The 18,660-nt window shown below is 61.2% G+C and carries 14 protein-coding genes; 7 read left to right on the top strand and 7 right to left on the bottom strand.

Annotated elements, in window-relative coordinates; genetic code table 11:
- From QEN43_RS13935 to QEN43_RS13925, 3 genes are read left to right on the top strand one after another with little or no spacing between them, the layout of a single operon-like run.
- The gene (locus QEN43_RS13935; protein ID WP_036269082.1) at positions 1-1,152 is read left to right on the top strand and encodes an efflux RND transporter periplasmic adaptor subunit; all 1,152 of its coding nucleotides are present in this window, start codon (positions 1-3) and stop codon (positions 1,150-1,152) included.
- A gap of 2 nt (positions 1,153-1,154) precedes the next feature.
- Positions 1,155-1,874: an ABC transporter ATP-binding protein gene (locus QEN43_RS13930; RefSeq protein ID WP_036269083.1), complete on the top strand. Its 720-nt coding sequence runs from the start codon at positions 1,155-1,157 to the stop codon at positions 1,872-1,874.
- A complete protein-coding gene (locus QEN43_RS13925; RefSeq protein ID WP_202901157.1) occupies positions 1,871-3,094 on the top strand; it encodes an ABC transporter permease in 1,224 nt (407 codons plus the stop codon). Before QEN43_RS13930 ends, QEN43_RS13925 begins: the two co-directional genes overlap by 4 nt.
- A 518-nt stretch (positions 3,095-3,612) precedes the next feature.
- Here QEN43_RS13925 and QEN43_RS13920 read toward each other — a convergent pair.
- The 6 genes from QEN43_RS13920 to QEN43_RS13895 form a co-directional block, all read right to left on the bottom strand.
- Entirely contained in the window at positions 3,613-4,419 is an 807-nt protein-coding gene (locus QEN43_RS13920; protein ID WP_026610967.1) for a class I SAM-dependent methyltransferase, read from the bottom strand.
- Positions 4,420-5,099: 680 nt separating this feature from the next.
- Positions 5,100-6,275, bottom strand: a complete 1,176-nt coding sequence (locus QEN43_RS13915) for a sigma-54 interaction domain-containing protein (protein WP_317963328.1) — start codon at positions 6,273-6,275, stop codon at positions 5,100-5,102.
- Positions 6,276-6,549: 274 nt separating this feature from the next.
- The gene (locus QEN43_RS13910) at positions 6,550-8,829 is read right to left on the bottom strand and encodes a tetratricopeptide repeat protein (RefSeq protein ID WP_051331836.1); all 2,280 of its coding nucleotides are present in this window, start codon (positions 8,827-8,829) and stop codon (positions 6,550-6,552) included.
- Positions 8,826-9,884, bottom strand: coding sequence for an ABC transporter substrate-binding protein (locus tag QEN43_RS13905; protein ID WP_036269085.1), 1,059 nt, complete (start codon positions 9,882-9,884; stop codon positions 8,826-8,828). The genes QEN43_RS13910 and QEN43_RS13905 overlap by 4 nt, the downstream gene beginning before the upstream one ends.
- A 17-nt stretch (positions 9,885-9,901) precedes the next feature.
- The gene (locus tag QEN43_RS13900; RefSeq protein ID WP_317963327.1) at positions 9,902-12,226 is read right to left on the bottom strand and encodes an arylsulfatase; all 2,325 of its coding nucleotides are present in this window, start codon (positions 12,224-12,226) and stop codon (positions 9,902-9,904) included.
- Between the two features lie 298 nt (positions 12,227-12,524).
- The gene (locus QEN43_RS13895; protein WP_317963326.1) at positions 12,525-13,808 is read right to left on the bottom strand and encodes an MFS transporter; all 1,284 of its coding nucleotides are present in this window, start codon (positions 13,806-13,808) and stop codon (positions 12,525-12,527) included.
- Positions 13,809-14,217: 409 nt separating this feature from the next.
- On the opposite strand from QEN43_RS13895, the gene QEN43_RS13890 reads away from it, so the two are divergent.
- The gene (locus tag QEN43_RS13890) at positions 14,218-14,880 is read left to right on the top strand and encodes a hypothetical protein (protein WP_317963325.1); all 663 of its coding nucleotides are present in this window, start codon (positions 14,218-14,220) and stop codon (positions 14,878-14,880) included.
- Between the two features lie 42 nt (positions 14,881-14,922).
- Here the strand turns inward: QEN43_RS13890 and QEN43_RS13885 are convergent, their stop codons facing one another.
- Positions 14,923-15,564 (bottom strand): class I SAM-dependent methyltransferase, encoded by a 642-nt coding sequence (locus QEN43_RS13885; protein WP_317963324.1) that lies wholly within the window; start codon positions 15,562-15,564, stop codon positions 14,923-14,925.
- Between the two features lie 739 nt (positions 15,565-16,303).
- Between QEN43_RS13885 and fae the strand changes: the two genes are divergently transcribed.
- The 3 genes from fae to QEN43_RS13870 all read left to right on the top strand — a co-directional run bounded on the left by fae (position 16,304) and on the right by QEN43_RS13870 (position 18,655).
- Positions 16,304-16,816, top strand: a complete 513-nt coding sequence (fae, locus tag QEN43_RS13880; protein WP_317963323.1) for a formaldehyde-activating enzyme — start codon at positions 16,304-16,306, stop codon at positions 16,814-16,816.
- A 96-nt stretch (positions 16,817-16,912) separates the two neighbouring features.
- Entirely contained in the window at positions 16,913-17,815 is a 903-nt protein-coding gene (locus QEN43_RS13875; RefSeq protein ID WP_317963322.1) for a TauD/TfdA dioxygenase family protein, read from the top strand.
- 18 nt (positions 17,816-17,833) lie between these two features.
- Positions 17,834-18,655, top strand: a complete 822-nt coding sequence (locus QEN43_RS13870; protein WP_317963321.1) for an NADPH-dependent oxidoreductase — start codon at positions 17,834-17,836, stop codon at positions 18,653-18,655.
- Positions 18,656-18,660 lie beyond the last annotated feature (5 nt).

Here is an 18,660-nt window from a genome sequence, read left to right as displayed (position 1 = left end):
ATGTCGCGTTCGAAAGTATTGATCCTGTTGATCCTAATCGCCCTGGGCGCTGGCGGATTCGTGCTGTGGGACAAGCGCCGCAAGGCCGCCGACGCTTCGGTCTACCGCACGCTTCCGGTCGCCCGCGGCGAGATCCGGCAGACCGTTTCAGCCAACGGAACCCTCAACCCCGTGGTGCTGGTCAACGTCGGCACCCAGGTATCGGGCACTGTGCAAACCTTGTATGCGGACTTCAATGATCGGGTGCGCGAAGGCCAGGTTCTGGCTAGACTGGACCCAGCTCTGTTCCAAGCCCAACTCGAGCAAAGCCGCGCCAACGTGGCCAACGCGCTCGCCTCCCTGGAACTCGCGGAAGCCAACGAACGGCGCGCCCGCGCCCTGTACGAACAGGACTATATCTCCCGCGCCGAACTCGATCAGGCGATACAGGCGCTGGGCGCGGCCAAGGCCCAGTTGGCTGCGGCCAAGGCCCAGGTTTATCGTGACGAGACCAATCTGCGCTACAGCGTCATCGTTTCGCCGGTATCGGGCGTCGTGGTATCACGGGACGTGGACGTAGGCCAAACCGTAGCCGCCAGCTTTCAGACGCCCACCCTTTTCACCATTGCCCAGGACCTGAAGAAGATGCAGATCGACACTACGGTCGCCGAAGCGGACGTAGGCAAGGTAAGAGTCGGCCAGATGGTGAATTTCACGGTGGACGCGTTTCCGGGACAAGAATTCGTGGGAACCGTGCGGCAGATTCGTCTGAATTCGCAAGTTCTTCAAAACGTCGTGACTTACAATGTGGTGATCGATGTGGACAACCCCGAGGAAATTCTCTTGCCCGGCATGACGGCCTTCGTCAACATCGTCGTCGACGAGCGCAAGGACGTACTGAAGCTGCCGTTGCCAGCCCTGCGCTATCGACCGACGGGGAGACCTGAATCCACGAATCCTGGAAAGAAAAACGTTTATCGTCTAAAAGACGGAGCGCCGGTAGCGGTACCGGTGCGTATCGGGATCGCCGACGGCAGGTTCGCGGAATTGGTCGAAGGCGACCTCAAGGAAGGCGATCCTCTGATCACCGAGGACCAGCATCAACAGGCAGGCCGACCGGATGGCAGCGGCGGCCGTGGCCCCGGCGGTTCTTTCAGGGTCAGGATGTTCTGAGCATGCCGTCCCCACTCATCGAAGTCGTCGATCTCGTCAAGAGTTATCCGGTAGGTGATGCCGGCACTCTGGAAATATTGCACGGCCTGAATTTCACGATCGATGCCGGCGAGTTCGTCGCCATCATGGGACCCTCGGGTTCGGGAAAATCGACTCTGATGAACATCTTGGGTTGCCTTGATGTTCCGAGCGGCGGCCGTTATGTGCTGAACGGAACCGATACCGCCAAGCTCGACCCGGACCAGCTCGCCGCTCTGCGTAATCGAACCATAGGTTTCGTCTTCCAAGGCTTCAATCTGTTGCCCAGGAAAACCGTCGAAGATAATGTCGCGCTGCCTCTACTCTACGCCGGCGTGAGCCGCGAAGAGAGGGAAGCCCGCGCGGTGGAGCTGCTCCGACAAGTAGGACTCGGTCACCGCATCGGCCATAAGCCGCCGCAGCTTTCGGGCGGTCAGCAGCAACGCGTCGCCATCGCCCGGGCTTTGGCCAACTCACCGCCGCTGATCCTGGCCGACGAGCCGACCGGTAACCTGGACACCCATACCAGCGAGGAAATCATGGCTTTGTTCGAACGCCTTAACCGGGAACAGGGCCTGACCATCGTCCTGGTGACACACGAGCCGGACGTGGCACGCTATGCCCAGCGTCTGATCCATGTGGTGGATGGCCACATCGCCGAGGACGGGCCGACGAAAACGATTCTGAAGAGAGCGTACGCATGATGTTCGGCAGCCTACTCGAGGAGGCTCTGCAGGCGATGGGCGCCAATCGGCTGCGGAGCGCGCTCACCATGCTCGGCATGATCATCGGCGTAGGCGCCGTCGTGCTGATGATGGCAATCGGTCAAGGCGCCCAGGCCATGGTGAGCGAAGCGATCGCCTCCATGGGCAGCAATCTCTTCATCGTGCTCACCGGTTCGTCGACCTCGGGCGGCGTGCGCATGGGCAGCGGCACCGTACCCACGCTCACCGTCAACGACGCTTACGCCATCGGCGAACTGCCTGAGATCGCCGCGGTCGCACCGGCATTTTCCAACGTCGCGCAAGTGATCTACGGCCCCAACAACTGGGCGACGTCCATCATGGGCACCACCCCGGCCTATTTCGAGGTGCGCGACTGGCACCCGGTCGGCGGCGCCGTGTTCACGGACAGCGACGTGCGCTCGGCGACCCGGGTCATCGTACTCGGGCAAACCGTGGTTCAAAACCTGTTCGGCAACGAAGATCCGGTCGGCAAGACCGTGCGCGTCAAGAATAGCCCATTCGTCGTCGTCAGCGTCCTGGAACCTAAAGGACAAAGTCTGGACGGGCGCGATCAGGACGACACCGCGATGGTGCCTTTGACGACCGCCCAGCGCCAACTGTTCGGTAACCCGTTTCCGGGCATGATCCGCTTCATCATGGTCAAAGCGCGCTCGCGGGAGGTCATGCCCCGTGCGGAGCAGAGCATTAAAGAACTGTTGCGCGCACGGCACCGTATCCGGCCGGGACAGGAAGACGATTTCACCGTCCGCAACCTGACCGCTCTCGCTCAGACCGCCGCCGGAACTACGCGCACCATGTCGGTCATGCTGGGCGCCATCGCCTCGATCTCGCTGCTGGTGGGAGGCATCGGCATCATGAACATCATGCTGGTATCGGTCACCGAACGTACCCGCGAGATCGGGATCCGCCTCGCCATCGGCGCCCGACGCCGCGACGTGCTGCTGCAATTTCTCCTGGAAGCGCTGATCATCTCCCTCGCCGGCAGCCTGATCGGCGCCGCGATCGGCTTCGTCGGCGCCTGGCTGGCCGCCGTCCTGGGCGGCATGACCGTGGTCGTCACCCTATCGTCCATCCTCCTCGCCTTCACCGTCGCCGCCGCGGTCGGGATCTTCTTCGGCTTCTATCCGGCGCGCAAAGCGGCCGAACTCAGACCGATCGAGGCCTTGCGTTACCAATGACGAGAATCTTTTCCTAAATTCGGCAGTTGGATACATCCAAAAGCGCCGTTTTCATCTCTGATGTAGGCTGAAATAAGGAGGCTGCCTCCGGCAGCGCGTTATTTTTCAGCGGGTCTCGCCCCGCGGGCGAGTTACTTGTGCTAACCCCATCCCTGAGGTTAGCCCTTCGGGCCAGCCTCCGCCTGTCCAAACTCGCTCCTGGCGAGTTTGTTCTTTGCGTGACTAACAAATGTGTCGGGAACACATTTGGACGCGCGGAGAGCGCCCGAAGGGTTCGCACCAGGGAAGGTGCGAATCCAAAGTAACCCAAAGAAAAGGCACCCGTATGGCGCGCTGATCCTGCGCGTCGCCGGCTTACGCCGGGGGCGACAGAATGTACGTCCCTGTAGATCTATCGCCGTACGCGATCCTTCGGGCAATTCCGGCTCCAGCCAGCGATGCTCGGGCGCGCCATACGGCAGGTTTTTTCGTTCAGCAACTTGAACTCCCCCTACCTTTTCCCGGACCAGATGGCGAGCTCACTTCCTTGTCGCCACCGCCACGATGCGGCAGCCTTCCAGACGAATACCTTCCGGCGTCCGCAATGCCTCCAGCGCGTCCTTGATCTCGGCGATGGCCGATTCTCTCAGTTCGTCCGGGAGGTGACCGAGAAAGTTACCGAAGGAACTGGCCTGCGAGAAATCGATGGCGGCGTCCGCGTTCGCGTGATGGATAACGTTTTCCAGTACCTCTACTTTACTGATCGAGAAGCCGTTGCGGTCCAGTAGCCAAACCAGCTCCGGTACGCTCACCCAGTGTGGATATCCGGACCGGGATTCGGGAAAAGCGTTGTAAGGCTCTTTGGACAGAATCTCGCGTCTGATCTGCAAGAGCCGGTTGGGATGTTCTTTCGAGCCCGTAGTCAACCCGAGCCGCCCGCCCGGCTTCAGTACCCTCCGAATTTGCTGCAAAGGTTCTTCCTTCTCCGAAAGCCAATGAAAAACCGCATTCAGATAGACTGCGTCGAAGCTGTTTTCGGCAAATTCGGTCAAGTCATAGGCATTGCCGACCCGGAAAACCAGATTGGATTTCGCCCTACGGTTGGCAATGGCGATGCGGAGCGGCAATGGATCGATCCCCGCCACGAAACCCGAAGGTCCGACGATATCCGCGACATGCTCCGCCAATAACCCGGTTCCGCAGCCGACATCAAGGACCCGCTCCCCCGGAACGAGGTTCAATTCCTCGATCAGCCATTTGCCCTGCTTAAATTGACGGTCACTGCTCAGCTCTTCGTACTTTTCGGCAAGACGCTGCGTATCAAAAGCCAAGCTCAAGGCGCTCATATTTTTCTCCTTGCTGGATAGCCGTATTCAACGGATTCTGTTTATCGATTTGTCCAGCCCCTAAAACCCTTGTGGCATCCCGGTCCTGTGGCAAGGCCAGATACACGCTTGGGACTGGTTCAGGTGGTTCGTCGCCGCATCGGGGTAGTTCGGCCCCGAGTTGACCCGGCCTACGCTATTCGTAGGCCGGAGCAGTCGTGCAGAAACGAACGCTTGCCATTTAGCAGAGTACATGCCATTGCCGTCCGCTATTCCTGACCACGGAAGACATGGCCGAGAGGACGAGGCAATGCGCCCATTCCACAGGCGGGACTATCGGCGAGAAGGAAAACGGTTCCAGACGAAACCCTTGCCGGCTGATCAATAGACAACAGACAAGCAGCACGCTGTTGTCTTATGTTCAACATGCGCCGTTTTAGCGAAGTGTTCCGAGTCAGGCGCAGACTTCCGTGTGAACGGTTCTTACGAACGACGAGCCGTGGCGCGAGGTGGTCACGACGATGGGCTGGCCATCATGAAATGAGGTCTCGCGACCGGGACAAAGGAGTTTCCTTCGAACTATGCGAACGCTATACGATCAGCAAGGCAGCAGACGAAGGCTAAGCCTTCGGCCACTTGCTCGACCCTGACCGTGAGTTCATTGCTCCACCTGCCAGCCCAGGGGCAATCCTTTTGTCAGTTCAGTCGCAGCAGCCCGGCGCAAGGGTATGGGAAGACCGTGTGGGCGCGTAAACGGAACCAGAGGTATTTGCTTTTTCGCCTTGGCTGTTTGGTAAGAGGCCATACAGCGCCATGCGATGACGCAGCACGTTACGGCTGATCGCCAGCAGTCGGGCGGTCTGAACCTGGTTATGTTCGCAGAATTCGAGCGCCGTACGAAGAACTGTGGACTCGATCAGCTCGAACAGTTTCGGCGGCGCCCGCTCGCACAACTGACGCACGGCGGCCTCCAGGGAGGCAGTAGATGTGATCGACACGGGCGCCGCCGTTGCTTGAGGCCGCAGTCCCGAAAGCTTGAAATCCTCGGGACGGAGATGGTCGCCCGGGCAGACCAGCAGGGCTCTATGAATCGCGTTCTCCAACTCCCGAATGTTGCCCGGCCAGTCGTAGTTCAACAAGAGCCGTTCCGCCTCCGGAGTCAGCCGGGCGTCCTTGTAGCCCAGACGCTCGCCGTACAGTTTCAGGAAGTGACGGGCCAAAGGCAGGATGTCCCCGGGCCGATCCCTCAAAGGCACGAGCTGCACCATGGCGACGTTGAAGCGATAGTACAGATCGGCCCGGAAACGGCCGGCTTCCACCGCCTCTTCCAGATTGACGTTGGTGGCCGCGATCACTCGCACGTTCACCGGCGTCGCCCGCCGCGCTCCGACCTTCACCACCTCGCGTTCCTGCAGCACGCGCAATAGCTTCGCCTGCAGCCCCAGAGGCAGATCGCCGACTTCGTCCAGGAACAGAGTGCCGTTGTTAGCGGTTTCGAACCACCCGTCCTTGCTGCTCACGGCACCGGTGAAAGCGCCTTTTTCATGCCCGAACAGTTCGCTCTCAATCAAGGTTTCGCTCAGGGCGGCGCAATTCAAGGCACCGAACGGTCCGTTCCGACGCGGGCTGAGCGCATGGATATGTCGGGCAATCAGTTCCTTGCCGGTGCCGGTTTCACCGATGATGAGGACGGTGGCATCGCTAGGCGCGATGCGTTCGATGTGCTCCAGCAACTGCCGAGAGGCCGGGTCTTCAAAGACCAGCGCGCTGGCGCGAACGGAAAGGGTAAGCGAGCGTGGCTCGGAAAAGCTCAGCACGGGGGAAGGGTGGCTTCCCTCGAGCAGTTCGGTCGATCGGTCGGGATAAGACGTTTCCATGATGCTTCACTTCTCCTCTGGACTTGAAACTAACCCTGCGTGCGGCTTCCTGGCTCGACTGCAGTGGACGCACTTTGGCGTTTGTTGAACGTGTTCGTACTATAACAAGCATCGCAATATATCTAAAAGGCATGAATGGATTTTTATAAATAACTTTTTTGCATATTCCTATTCATCTATTCATCAGTTGCTGATGTCACGCCCCTGTCCTGAATCTCCTTGTCGCCCGGGCGGAACGGATGCGCCGGTATCGTTACGGCGAGTGTGGCCGGAATTACCGATTCGGCGTTCCGAGTCCGTCTTGCAGTCCCCTGCTCCGAGGATCGTCGGAGGCGAGTTCCTGAAACCGTTTCGCATAGTCCGCAGCCGCCTGGAACCGTCCGAGTTGGCGGTTGAACCGTACCAGGGCGTAGAGGGTGTCTCGATCGTCGGGATGGCGGCGGTAGTGCTTTTCCAGTACCACGACGGCTTTATCGGTCGTACCGGCCGCATCGAGGGCGACGGCATAGACATAGGCGAAACGTGAACCTTCGGGATTCAGGGTCACCGCCCGTTGCAGATGTTCGAGCGCTTCATCGAGGCGCTTGTGGCGTACCAGCAGCAAGCCCAGGGCGTGGTGGCTCTCGGGACTATCCGGGTCGATCTTCAAAGCCGCTCTAAGAAGACTTTCGCCTTCCGCGTCTCGCCCCTGAGCACGATACAGGTCGGCCAGATTGACATAAGCCGCCGTGAAATCGGAACGCAGTTTCATGGCGGTACGATAAGCCGCTTCCGCGCCCTTGTGCCGTCCCGATTCCGCGTAGGCAAGACCTATGTTCATCCACGACTCCGGACGATCGGCATTGGCCTTTTGGGCAGCGATGTATTCATACAACCCGCGCTCGATGGCCGTGCGTCGCTCCACCGGCAAGGCTTGCGAAACGAGCGGTGCCAATGCCCGCGCCGCTCGGATACGGACCGCACGAAGCGGATCGTTCAGCAAGGGCGACAAGAGCGGGAAACGCACGCCGGGATCGGCCTCGTTCAAGGCTTCCACAGCGCCCAGTCTGACCAAGGGATCAGAATCGCCGAGCCCCTGCCGTACCACCGGCAAGGTCTTCCCGCTCAGATAAGGCCCGAGTTCGAACAGCGCAGTGGCTCGAACGATTCCCGCCTGAGCCGTGTTCATGGCAAGCTGGACAAGGCGGTCTTCTGCGCTCGCCCTGCCCTGCCTCGCCGCAGCGAAGATTGCTGCGAAATCTTTGCCGGCACGCGGCTTGCGGCCGTACCAGCGCTTGAGCCTAGCCGCTGCCCAGGACGGTTTTTCCCGGGTATGGCAGCGGTTGCATGCGTTCGGCACGCCCAGCTCGACTGTGAGATCGGGCTGCGGAATGCGGAAACTATGGTCATGGCGCCGATCGACGCCCATGTAGGTAGTCGCCGGCATGTGGCACGCGGCACAGCGCGCACCTTCCGAACCCGTTTTGTGGAAATGATGGGCCGGCGAATCGTACTTTTCCGCCTTGTGGCATTGAGCGCAGACGCCGTTCCCCGGGACCCGAAGCTTCAGACTGTGAGGATCGTGACAGTCGCTGCAAACGACTCCCTGACGATACATTTTGCTTTGCAGAAACGAGCCGTAGTTGTACACCTCGTCCTGCATCTGCCCGTCCGGGTGGTACAAACCCTGGGTCAAAAGCGCGGGAACGAAACCGTCCAGCAGCGGTCGGCCATGAACAGGATTTGCCTGGATCTGTTCGCGCCGCGCATGGCAGCGGGCGCAGGTTTCGATTTCCGGCCCGGTATTCGTGGCCTCGGACAAGCGAGCAATGGAAGAATTGGCGGGAAACGTCCAGACTCTCTCCCGACGCGGCCGAAAACGGACGTCGAGACCACGGTCGGCCGAGTGTTCCGTCTTGCCCTCGGCCCAGGCGACATGCTGCGAACCCGGCCCATGGCAAGCTTCGCAGGCTACGTCGATGTCCGTCCAGGCGGAATCGAATCGGTTGGTTCGAAGATCGTAGTTCTTGCGGAAATTCGTAGAATGGCAATCGGCGCACATGTGGTTCCAGTTCTGCAGCGGACCGGTCCAGTGCAAGGGATCGCTGGGGCCTATCCTTTCCTTGGGATAAAGGTGAAACCAACGCTGCCCACCCCGAGTTTTGGGACGGCTGTCCCAGGCAATGCCCAAGGCTTGCAGCCTGCCGTCCGGGAACTCGATCAGGTATTGCTGTAGCGGATATACGCCGAAGGTGTACTTGATCTCGAAATCGGCGAACTTGCCGTCAGGGCCGTCGGTGTTGACCAGGAAGCGGTCGCCGCGGCGGAAAAATCGGGACGTCACGCCGAAATAATCGAAGCGGACGCCGCGGAAATCGCCCAATACCGTTGCGGGCGTCGCCGGCTGCATGGCCAGGTCGTGGTGCGACCCGGCCCAGGCTTTCGCCTGTTCGGCGTGGCAGCCTCCGCAGGCCGCGCCGCCGACATAGTCCGCTTCCTCCGCCGCGACCAGAACCGGAGTTAGGAAGAACGCGAGCAGCAAGCATCCCCATTCCGGGCGCACCGGAAATCTCATGATTTCGGTTTTCCGGACGGATCTTCCTCTTTCCAGTAACCCTGTAGTTGCAGTTCGGAAAGCGCCTTGTCGAGATAACGGCGATCGAAATAGCGCTCCAAATCAAACTTGCCGCGCACCAGGCCAAACTTCTTGGCGTCCTCGAAGGATACCCGGTAGCTGTGCACCAGATAGTCGTCGATCAGCGGCGAAAGCTTCTGCGTCCAGTTCTGGCCGTCCCAGTCCTCCCGGAAGTGCTGCAAGGGAATGCCCGACTTGGCCCAGATCTCGTAGACCTCGTCGCGGTTCTCCTCCTGCACCGTCCAGTAATTGGCCCTGACCAGAGCATTCACCACCCGCTGGGTAATGTCCGGGTACTGGTCGGCGAAGGCCTCGGCCACAGTGTAGCCGCCGGCGCAGCCGTATTTCCCGCCGTCGTCCTTGCCGCCGTAGATCAGCTTGGCGAGGCCCTGGTCGCGAAGGTAGTAGAGGTTGTAGAGACCGAAAGTCAGCTCCAATTCGCCATTGCCGAGCGCGGTGGCCGAGGTCAGATAATCCATGTTGTAGACCTTGAGGTCTTTCTCTTTGATGCCGTGATCCCCCAGCAAGCGGGCAACGCCGAGTTGCAAGCAAGTACCCTTGTGGAGCCCCAGCTTGCGGCCCTTGATGTCCTCGATTCCGTTAGCGGTCGAATCCTTGCGCGCGGCCAGATAAAGGTTGCCGCGCCGCCCGCCGCCCAGAATGTACTTGACCTTGAGTCCCCCGGCCCGGCCGATGAGCTGGGGCAGATCGCCCTGCCAGGCGAAATCGAGCTGCCCGCTGGAATAGGCTTCGTTCACCGCCGGACCGGCATTCTTGAAGAAATGCCACTTCACTTCGATGCCGTCCTTCTCGAATTCCTGTTCCAGATAGCGTTTGACATGGGCCACGGAAAACGCCCCGCCGCCCACGAAAGGCCGGCCGCCGACACCCGTAGCCGCCACGCCGATGTTGATGGTCTTAGGCTTTTCGGTCTCCGCGGCGTGGACGGGTAGCCACGCCAGGACGAGGGTGAGGAGAAGCAAGAATGGTTTCATCCGCAAAATCTCTCTAGTTATTGCAAGTCCACCGTCAGCTTTTCCAGCGTTCCGGTGAATCGATAAGGCGCGGCATAGGCGTTCGAAACGACCGAACCGCGTTCCTCGCCCACGTCGAAGGTCTCGGTGAGCGCGGCCCGTAGCGATCCGATGCCGGCCAAATGCGCCTCCCCCGCCGGCTGTCCGTTGACGAAGAGCCGGCCGATGCCGGATTTGCCGCTGTTTCCGTCGGGTTGGAACTCGAAGCCCAGCTCCACGCGGCCGGCCGGCACCGGTACGGTTGAGGTCAGCACGTGCCGGTTGCGTCCCAAGGTGTTGGTCTCGTACACCAGGCGACCGTCCTTGAGATACAGGCTGTAGCCGCCGAACCGGCCGCCGTGAGCGACCAGGACGCCTTCCGCCCCGGCCGGCGGAATGTCCACCGTCGCCACGATACGATGGGCGCGACCTTCGAGCCTGGGGGCGGTGGCGTCGGGGATGCGCACTGAACCGGCCGTGTAGACGAACGAACTCCGGCCCTTGGCGAGAGAGGGTCCGTCTCCGCCGCGCAGATTGTCGAGCAGCCCCGCGCTGAGCGGATAAACGTTGTTGCGCCAGGCTTCCTTGTCGAATTCCGCCTGCAACTCTTTCAACTTGTCCGGGTACTGAGCGGCCAGATCATGGGCCTGACTGAAATCCTCGGCGACGTGGTACAGCTCCCAGCGGTCGTTCTCGAAATCGTCCTTGCGCCCCTGCAACTCCCAGGGCAATCCGTGACGCGCCCCGGCCAGCCAACCGTCCTTGTAGACGGCGCGGTTACCGAACATTTCGAAATATTGAACCGTATGAGTGTCAGGGGCATTGGGGTCGTTGAAGCTGTACAGCAAGCTCTTGCCTTCCAAAGGAATCTGGGCGACCCCGTCGACCGTTTCCGGAAACGTGATGCCCGCGGCTTCGTAAATGGTCGGTGCCACGTCGTTGACATGGTGGAATTGGCTGCGCAGCCCGCCCGGCTGTTTGATGCGCGCCGGCCAAGAGACCACCAGGGGATTGCGGGTGCCGCCGAAATGAGAGGCCACTTGCTTGGTCCATTGGAAAGGCGAGTTGGTGGCCCAGGCCCAGGGAACCGCGTAATGGTTGTCGTGCAAGGGGCTGCCTAGCTCGTCGATATGCGCCAATTGGGTCGCCACGTCGTCGCGGGTTCCGAAGAAACTGGCGATATTGCGTATCGAACCGTCCAGCGTGCCCTCGGCGCTGCCGCCGTTGTCGCCGACGACATAGAGCACCAAGGTGTTGTCCCACTGTCCGGTCTGCCGTACGGTGCCGAGAAGCCGCCCCACTTCGTAGTCGGTATGGGACAGGAAAGCCGCATAGACTTCCATCTGCCGCGCGTACAAGCGTTTCTGATCAGGACTCAGGGAATCCCAAGCGGGTAGCTCCTTGGGCCTGGGGGTCAGTTCGGCATTCGCCGGGATCACACCCAAGCGATTCTGCCGCTCGAAGATCTCTTCGCGTAGCTTGTCCCAACCCTGGTCGAACCGCCCCCGGTATTTGTCGATCCATTCTTTGGGCACGTGCAAAGGGGCATGGGTAGCGCCGGTCGCGAAGTAGAGAAAGAACGGCTTGTTCGGCGCCAGGGAGCGCTGTTTGCGAAGCCAGCCGATGGCTTCGTCCGCCAGATCGGCGGTCAGGTGATAGCCTTGTTCCGGCGTTTTCCGCGGCTCCACCGCTTCGGTGTTACGGTACAACTGCGGCTCCCACTGGTTGGTTTCACCGCCCTGGAATCCGTAAAAGTATTCAAAACCCAAGTGGGTCGGCCAGCGGTCGTAGGGACCCACCGGCGTGATTTCGCCGGCGGGCGTGTTGTGCCATTTGCCGAACGCGGCGGTGCTGTACCCGTTACGGCGCAACACTTCGGCCACCGATACCGTGTCCTTGCGCCAGTAGCCGTTGTAGCCGGGATAGCCGCGGGCGGTCTCGATCACGACGCCGAAGCCGGCCTGGTGATGGTTGCGCCCGGTCAGCAGCGCGGCGCGAGTCGGCGAGCATAGGGCCGTGGTATGGAAACGGTTGTAGCGCAGCCCTTCCGAGGCGAGCCGGTCGAGGTCGGGTGTCGCGGCGGGACCGCCGAAGGTGGCGGAAGCACCGAAACCGACGTCGTCCAGCAGGATCAGCACCACGTTGGGCGCGCCTTTCGGCGCTACCGGCTGGGCCGGCCAGGCCGGCACCGAATCCTCGAGGGTCACACCAATCTTGCCCTGGAAGCCCGGATCGGGTTTCGGTAGCGTCTCCTGAGCGGCGACGGTATGCAAAGCGAAAAAGCCGGCGAGCAGTAGCCCGCAGCGTTCGGAACGTCTGTTCATGTCGGGTAGTGTCCTTGGGTGGATGAAAACGATGGAAAGTCCGCGCCCTCGTCGATCGGGAGACGGCGTTCGAAATCCATAGTGGGCATCGGTTGTAGGCCGGAATAAGCCTGTCCTGAGCGACGTCGAAGGGCGTTAGCGTTTCCGGCGAAGCGCCGGCCGCAGGGAACGCTTCGCTCATCCCAGCCTGCTTTTTGGGGTTCCTGCGACACTCTCCAGAGGGAGCAGGAGCGTGTGCGAGACCTAGCCGGATGGAAACGGCGTTCGAAATCAGCGGCGGGGATCGAAGAGCGAAGGCTCATTCCGACACTCTCCTCTCCGCACCTTCAGCCGGGACGCCCAAACGGCTGGCAGCCGGAACGGATACCGCGAGGCCGGCTAACGAAGCGCGGAGCTTATCCCGGGTTTGGCGCGGCAGTTCGAACCAGAACAGCACCGCGAAGCTGCCGATGAACACCAGGAAGACGTTCTGCAAGCCGATCCAGCCGCCCAGCGCGCCGCCGACGAACGCCCCGGCCCAGGCGCCGAGAGCCGCGGGCGGATTGCCGGCGCCGGCCACGTTGCCGCGTCCGAGCAGATCGCTGACGGCGGCCTGGCGGACCACATTGGCGACCGCCACCATGCCCAGACCGAGTCCCAACAGAACCGCGCCTATCCAAAGAGCCGGCAGCCTCTCGGCGAACCCGAGCAGCACCAGCCCCAACACGGCCACCGCGTAGGCCGCCCGGTAGTAAACATGCCGTCCCAAGGTTTCCAGGGCGCCTCCCAGAAAGAGCAAAGCCGCGATGTAGCTGACGCCCTGCCCCAGAATCAGCGGCGCCGCCGCTGCCTCGGAGAGATGGAACCGTTCGATGGCGATGATCAGGATGAAGGCGCCGTAGAAGGAGGAGGCACCGAAGGTGGCGAAGGCGATCAGACTGGTTTCCGCGATCTCCCGATGGCCGAGGAGCGCCTTGAGCTGTTCGAGCACCGGCTTCCCGTGAGAAGACGAACGCCGCGCGAGGGCATCGCGGCGTCCGGTCAGAACCTTGACCCCGAGCGGCAGCATCAGGGCGAAGGACAAGGCCACCAGGACGTAAAGCGTCGAGTAGTCGAGAAAACCGATCAGGACGGCCGCCAGCAAGGGTCCGAGCGCTACCGATCCGCCCATCTGCGTGGCCCGGATCCACCCGGCCTTGCGCTTGCCCGCCGTGTTCAGGTAGTGGAAGAAATCGCTCTGGATGGAAAGGAAATGCATGGGCACGGCGGGACTGGCGAGAACCGTGGCCGCGATCAGCCAACCGGGGCTGGCGGCCCGTGAAACGAGAAAGAATGCAATGCCTCCGAGCACGCTGCCGAACGCGAATACCCGCTTCGCGCCGAAGCGGTCGATGGCCATGCCGATGGGGATGCTCATGATTCCGATCCCTAGAGGCAAGACGCCAGTCACCATGCCGATTTCGAAGGTCGAAGCGTCGAGGGATAAAGCGAACAGCGGCGCGGCGACGCCGACCAGGCCGATGATCGTGCCGTTGAGGGCCGCCAGCAGCATGAAATTCCGCACGCGGCGGGAAATGGAGGCAGAGATGCCGGAATGTTCCATGAGGTTCTATGGCAAGAAGTCTGAGCTCGGAGTTGTCGATGTCTCCCCCGTGTGCAGAGCCTGTGCCAAAAGCGGAACGACGTTCTTACGCGGGTTTATTGGAGGATAGAAGCTCGGGACTGTTGGCCGTACAACAGCGGCTGCTGATGACGTGCTGCCGAAATGACAGGCGAGACCGCCCGGTTATTAATCAGGCCCGTAAATACCCTCCTGATATTTACGGGCCGACGCCCAGGCCGGTACACGCCCGGCCTGGGCTCACGCGGCTTGTTGCCGCGCCGGGGCATCCCTGCCCCGGCAACCCGGCCGATATTTGTTGGCCGGGTTAATAGGAACCGCGAGCTGTCGGACCAGTCTGACTTTTAAAAGCGCGGAAAGAGTGCCGCTGCTACGCGGCAAGGAGGCACGGATGCATATCAGCGCGAAACTTCTGCTTGTTGCCGGTATGGCTTCCACGATCTTGGGGTGTGCGAGCCATCGGGCGTTGAAGCCCGCCGAAACGATGGGCGGACGAATTGACGGCCAGGGATTCGCCGCTTCGTTTCCGCAAACCACCGGCTGGTACGTCGTGAAAAGCACGCACGACGAAACCGTGCTCCTGAAAGCCTCGGAGGAGACCGCGCAACGTAGCCCGGCCGACGCCGTCATCACGGCTTCGCTGGGCGTCCGGACGCTTCCCGCCGAGGAACTTGCCCGCCAAAGCGACTCGGATTTCGCCGCCGGAGTCGAACGGTTCCTGGCGAAACGCATGGGCGGTCCGCCAGCCTTCTATGCCGGATCGTCTCTTCTCGCCCTGGTACAACTGGACACCGAGCCGCACCGCTTTCACGATGCGGTCTGCGCCAAGTACGAGGCCTTACAGATTGCCCGCAACGGGGCGCAACTCCGGGAGCCCGAATTGGCCTTTTCCGATCACGGCATCGTCTGCCGTCATCCCGACGATCCCGGAAGGTTGATTCAGATGTTCTTCAACGAAAGATCCGTGCGAGTGATGCCGCGGTTCGCAAGACCGGCAACCTGGGACGAGGTGACCAAGGCCTTCGAAAGCCTGCGCTTTACCCCGGACCGTTAAACGTCGTACGCCGTATCGGGATACGGGTCAGCTCGTCCGCCATCAACGTTTCCGCGCGAGCGTGAGGCCGTCGGCGATAGGCAGCAGGCTGATCGAGACGCGCGGGTCGGTGTGAAGTTTTTGATTCAGCGCCCGGATGGCGGCGGTATCGGCATCGTTCATGGCCGGGTCCGCGACCTTGCCGCCCCACAAGACGTTGTCGATCAAGACCAGCCCGCCCGTACGCAGGAGTTGTAGCGCCCGCTCGTAATACCCGTCGTAGTTCTCCTTGTCGGCATCGATGAAGGCCAGGTCGTAAGTGCCGCCACGCCCCTCGGCGATGAGCCCGTCCAGGGTGTCGAGCGCAGGGCCGAGCCGCAAATCGATCTTGTCTTCAACCCCGGCCCGCTGCCAATGACGGCGCGCCGTTGCCGTAAATTCCTCGTTGATATCACAGGCCGTAATGCGCCCCTCGGGCGGCAGGGCAAGAGCCAGACGGGTGGAACTGTATCCGGTGAACACCCCGATTTCGAGCACGTTCCGCGCGCCGACGAGTTCCACCAGTAACGCCATGAACTGCCCCTGTTCCGGCGCGATCTGCATACCGCCATAGGAATGGCTCGCCGCCTCCTCGCGCAGCGCTCTCAACACGTCCGGTTCGCGAAGCGACACCGAAAGCAGGTAGTCGTATAGCGTCTGATTCATGACGATGCTTTTCATGGGCGTGGTTACCTTTGATTGCAGGAAGAAATTCGCGCCAACCGACAGAAAGAGTGTACCGGTCGGCGGCAAAGAAAATGAAGAATATCGAGGGCGCCTGCCAACACGTGAAAAATCTTATGGACGCCTCGAAAAACGTACTCCGTTCCTGCTTCGACAAGTAGGATATGGTGAACGAAGTGAACCGCATCATTCGCGGTGCATCGGTGCGGTTCGTTCCTCACCGCACCCTACGAGCTGGCCCGAAGGGCAAACCCCAGGGGCTTGCCTTGGCGCTCCCGAGGCAAGCGGGTGTCCAGGGAAGGACACCCAGGACTTGTGGGCGCAGCCCCACAAGGGGTTTGCAAAAGTCACTCGCCGGCGGGGCGAGACCCGCTTCAAACTCACGTGCTACCAAAGGCAGCTTCCTTTTCCAGCGTACATCAGCGATGAAAACGCTCTAGTAGCGGACCGTATCCGCACGAACTTCTGCTGCCCCGCCAGCAAGGACGAAACAGGCGCTGTTGAAAGGTAAACACAGCCGAGCTGCGGACGGCAAGAATCCCCCACGATTCAGACACTTCCGCGCTGGCATGGTTTCTGATTGGGGTCTTTCATCCGCCAGGGCGGCTCCAGCGTTGTACTTCCGTCACGCGCGGTCCGTCGTTATTTCCGCAAGTGACATGTTTTCGGAGCGCACCGGCCATTCCGACCCTAATTGATTCTCCAATCCGAGGAACTTGACGTGAGCAAAATCAACAAGCTTTTGATCGGCGAAGCTCTGGTCGGCGAAGGCAACGAGGTTGCCCATATCGACCTTATCCTAGGACCGCGCGGCAGCGCCGCCGAGTCTGCTTTCGCCAACGCACTGGTCAACAACAAGGACGGCTTCACTGCCCTGCTGGCCGTGGTCGCGCCGAATCTCGCGGTCAAACCGCATACCATTCTGTTCAACAAGGTCACCATCAAGAACGGCAAGCAGGCGACCCAGTTGTTCGGGCCGGCCCAACGCGGCGTCGCCCTGGCCGTGGCCGATTCGGTGGAGGACGGCACGATTCCCGCGGACGAAGCCGAGGACATCTTCCTTTCCGTCGGCGTGTTCATCCATTGGCTGGCCGAAGACGACCACAAGATCCAGGACTACAACTACGCCGCCACTCGCGAGGCGATCAAACGCGCCGTGAAAGGCGAACCCAGCGTCGCCGAAGTCATCGAGCGAAAGCGTTCAGTCGATCATCCGTTCCAGGCACACCGATAAGCCCGACGTTTCCCGCATGCGGCTCCTCCTCTCGACACCTGCCTCCGGGCAGGTTCCTTTTGCCGAGGAGCACGCCATTCATCCCAGGAGTACCCCATGTCCACCGCAGTCGAATTTCATACTCACACCCGTCAGAGTCATTCCATCGAGCCATCCGTCACGATTCGGCCTACCGGCGGTGCTCTCGGTGCCTTCGTCACCGGCATCGATGCCAGCCGCCCGGTCGACCCCTTGACCATATTCCGGCTCAAGCAGGCCATCATCGACCATCACATCCTGATCTTTCAGGGGCAAACCCTGACAGACGATGAATTCCTGCGCTTCGCCACCTATTTCGGCGCCATCTTCGTGCCGCCAAAAGACATACCGGTTTTGGCTTCCGACGCCGAAGGCAAGACCCCTGACATCGTCCCCATCGCCAACGTCGAAGGCGGCTATACCGGGAACGGCGAACTACACCCGCATATCGACCATCAGTGGACGCCCTATCCGTCCAGCGCTTCCTTGCTCTACGCGCTGGAAGTCCTCGAAATCGGTGGCGATACCACCTGGTTCAACCTGGCCTTGGCGTACGATGCCTTGGACGAAAACACCAAGCGCGAGATCGACGGTTTGCAACTCATCACCTACAATCCTTTCAAGCGGAAACCGGGCGAACCGCGTCCCAAATATCGCCTCGACCCCAGCGCGCCGCCCATCAGCGAGGCCTTCCCGCATCCCCTGGTGCGCACCCATCCGGACAGCGGCCGAAAACTCCTTTATCTGAGTACCGATACCGAGGTGGAAGTCGTGGGCTGGCCTCCCGAGAAAGGCGCCGAGCTGATCGAACGATTGCGCGTGCATCTCGAGGATCCTCGCTTCGCCTATCGCCATCGCTGGAGCGTGGGCGACATCGTGTTCTGGGACAACCAAGCCACGGCTCACGCGCGGACCGCTTTCCCTGCCGAGCTTCGGCGCGTCTTGAAACGCATCAGTCTCGCCGGAGGTCGGCCGTTTTGAAACCGACGAGGACACATAATGAGCGAAGCCTTGAACCTGCTCAAAGCCCGTTACGGTCGTGAGGAGACCGTTCCCGGCATCAGCTGGAATCCCGTTTTGGAGAAACTCTTGTCGCACCGTTCGGTACGGGCCTACTCGTCCGAACCGCTGCCCTCCGGCACCCTGGAAACCCTGGTGGCAGCGGCGCAATCGGCCGCCAGTTCGTCCAATCTGCAACTTTGGAGCGTAGTGGCGGTCGAGGATGCCGAACGCCGGCAGCGACTCTCGGTTCTGGCCGGAGACCAGGCCCATATCCGGCAGGCGCCCTTGTTCTTGGCGTGGCTGGCGGACCTCGCGCGGCTGCGCCGGGTCGCCGCGCAGCGGGACATTCCTGCCGAGGGACTCGATTATTTCGAGATGTTCGTGATGGCCACGGTGGATGCTACCCTGGCCGCGCAGAACGCCGTGATCGCGGCGGAATCTCTGGGGCTCGGCACGGTCTACATCGGAGCCCTGCGAAATCATCCCGAGAAAGTCGCGGACGAACTGAATCTGCCGGAAAGCGTGTTTCCCGTGTTCGGCCTAGTCGTCGGTTACCCCGCCCCCCAGGTCACCCCGGCCATCAAACCGCGCCTGCCTCAGGACGCGGTCCTGCATCGGGAAACCTATACCCTGGAAAGCCAGGACGATGCCGTTCGTCGTTACGACCGGATCATGGCAGCGTTCTACGCCGAACAAGACATGGCGACGCCCGGAGACTGGTCGGAGCATTCCGCCCGGCGCGTGTCCGGTCCCGAAAAGCTCGCCAGCCGCGCCCGCCTCAAGGAAGCAGTAAACGCCCTTGGCTTCAAACTGCGCTGAGAGGG

Source organism: Methylocaldum szegediense, from assembly GCF_949769195.1.
Classification (GTDB): domain Bacteria; phylum Pseudomonadota; class Gammaproteobacteria; order Methylococcales; family Methylococcaceae; genus Methylocaldum; species Methylocaldum szegediense.
Note: the sequence above shows the minus strand (reverse complement) of the source record. Positions and strands in the feature narration are given on the sequence as shown.

What these genes read in the sequence shown, in the direction of transcription:
- QEN43_RS13915 (WP_317963328.1), bottom strand. Translation starts at nt 6,275, where the DNA reads ATGGAAACGTCTTATCCCGACCGATCGACCGAACTGCTCGAGGGAAGC.
- QEN43_RS13905 (WP_036269085.1), bottom strand. Translation starts at nt 9,884, where the DNA reads ATGAAACCATTCTTGCTTCTCCTCACCCTCGTCCTGGCGTGGCTACCC.
- QEN43_RS13910 (WP_051331836.1), bottom strand. Translation starts at nt 8,829, where the DNA reads ATGAGATTTCCGGTGCGCCCGGAATGGGGATGCTTGCTGCTCGCGTTC.
- QEN43_RS13885 (WP_317963324.1), bottom strand. Translation starts at nt 15,564, where the DNA reads ATGAATCAGACGCTATACGACTACCTGCTTTCGGTGTCGCTTCGCGAA.
- QEN43_RS13930 (WP_036269083.1), top strand. Translation starts at nt 1,155, where the DNA reads ATGCCGTCCCCACTCATCGAAGTCGTCGATCTCGTCAAGAGTTATCCG.
- QEN43_RS13895 (WP_317963326.1), bottom strand. Translation starts at nt 13,808, where the DNA reads ATGGAACATTCCGGCATCTCTGCCTCCATTTCCCGCCGCGTGCGGAAT.
- QEN43_RS13900 (WP_317963327.1), bottom strand. Translation starts at nt 12,226, where the DNA reads ATGAACAGACGTTCCGAACGCTGCGGGCTACTGCTCGCCGGCTTTTTC.
- QEN43_RS13935 (WP_036269082.1), top strand. Translation starts at nt 1, where the DNA reads ATGTCGCGTTCGAAAGTATTGATCCTGTTGATCCTAATCGCCCTGGGC.
- QEN43_RS13875 (WP_317963322.1), top strand. Translation starts at nt 16,913, where the DNA reads ATGTCCACCGCAGTCGAATTTCATACTCACACCCGTCAGAGTCATTCC.
- QEN43_RS13920 (WP_026610967.1), bottom strand. Translation starts at nt 4,419, where the DNA reads ATGAGCGCCTTGAGCTTGGCTTTTGATACGCAGCGTCTTGCCGAAAAG.
- QEN43_RS13925 (WP_202901157.1), top strand. Translation starts at nt 1,871, where the DNA reads ATGATGTTCGGCAGCCTACTCGAGGAGGCTCTGCAGGCGATGGGCGCC.
- QEN43_RS13870 (WP_317963321.1), top strand. Translation starts at nt 17,834, where the DNA reads ATGAGCGAAGCCTTGAACCTGCTCAAAGCCCGTTACGGTCGTGAGGAG.
- QEN43_RS13890 (WP_317963325.1), top strand. Translation starts at nt 14,218, where the DNA reads ATGCATATCAGCGCGAAACTTCTGCTTGTTGCCGGTATGGCTTCCACG.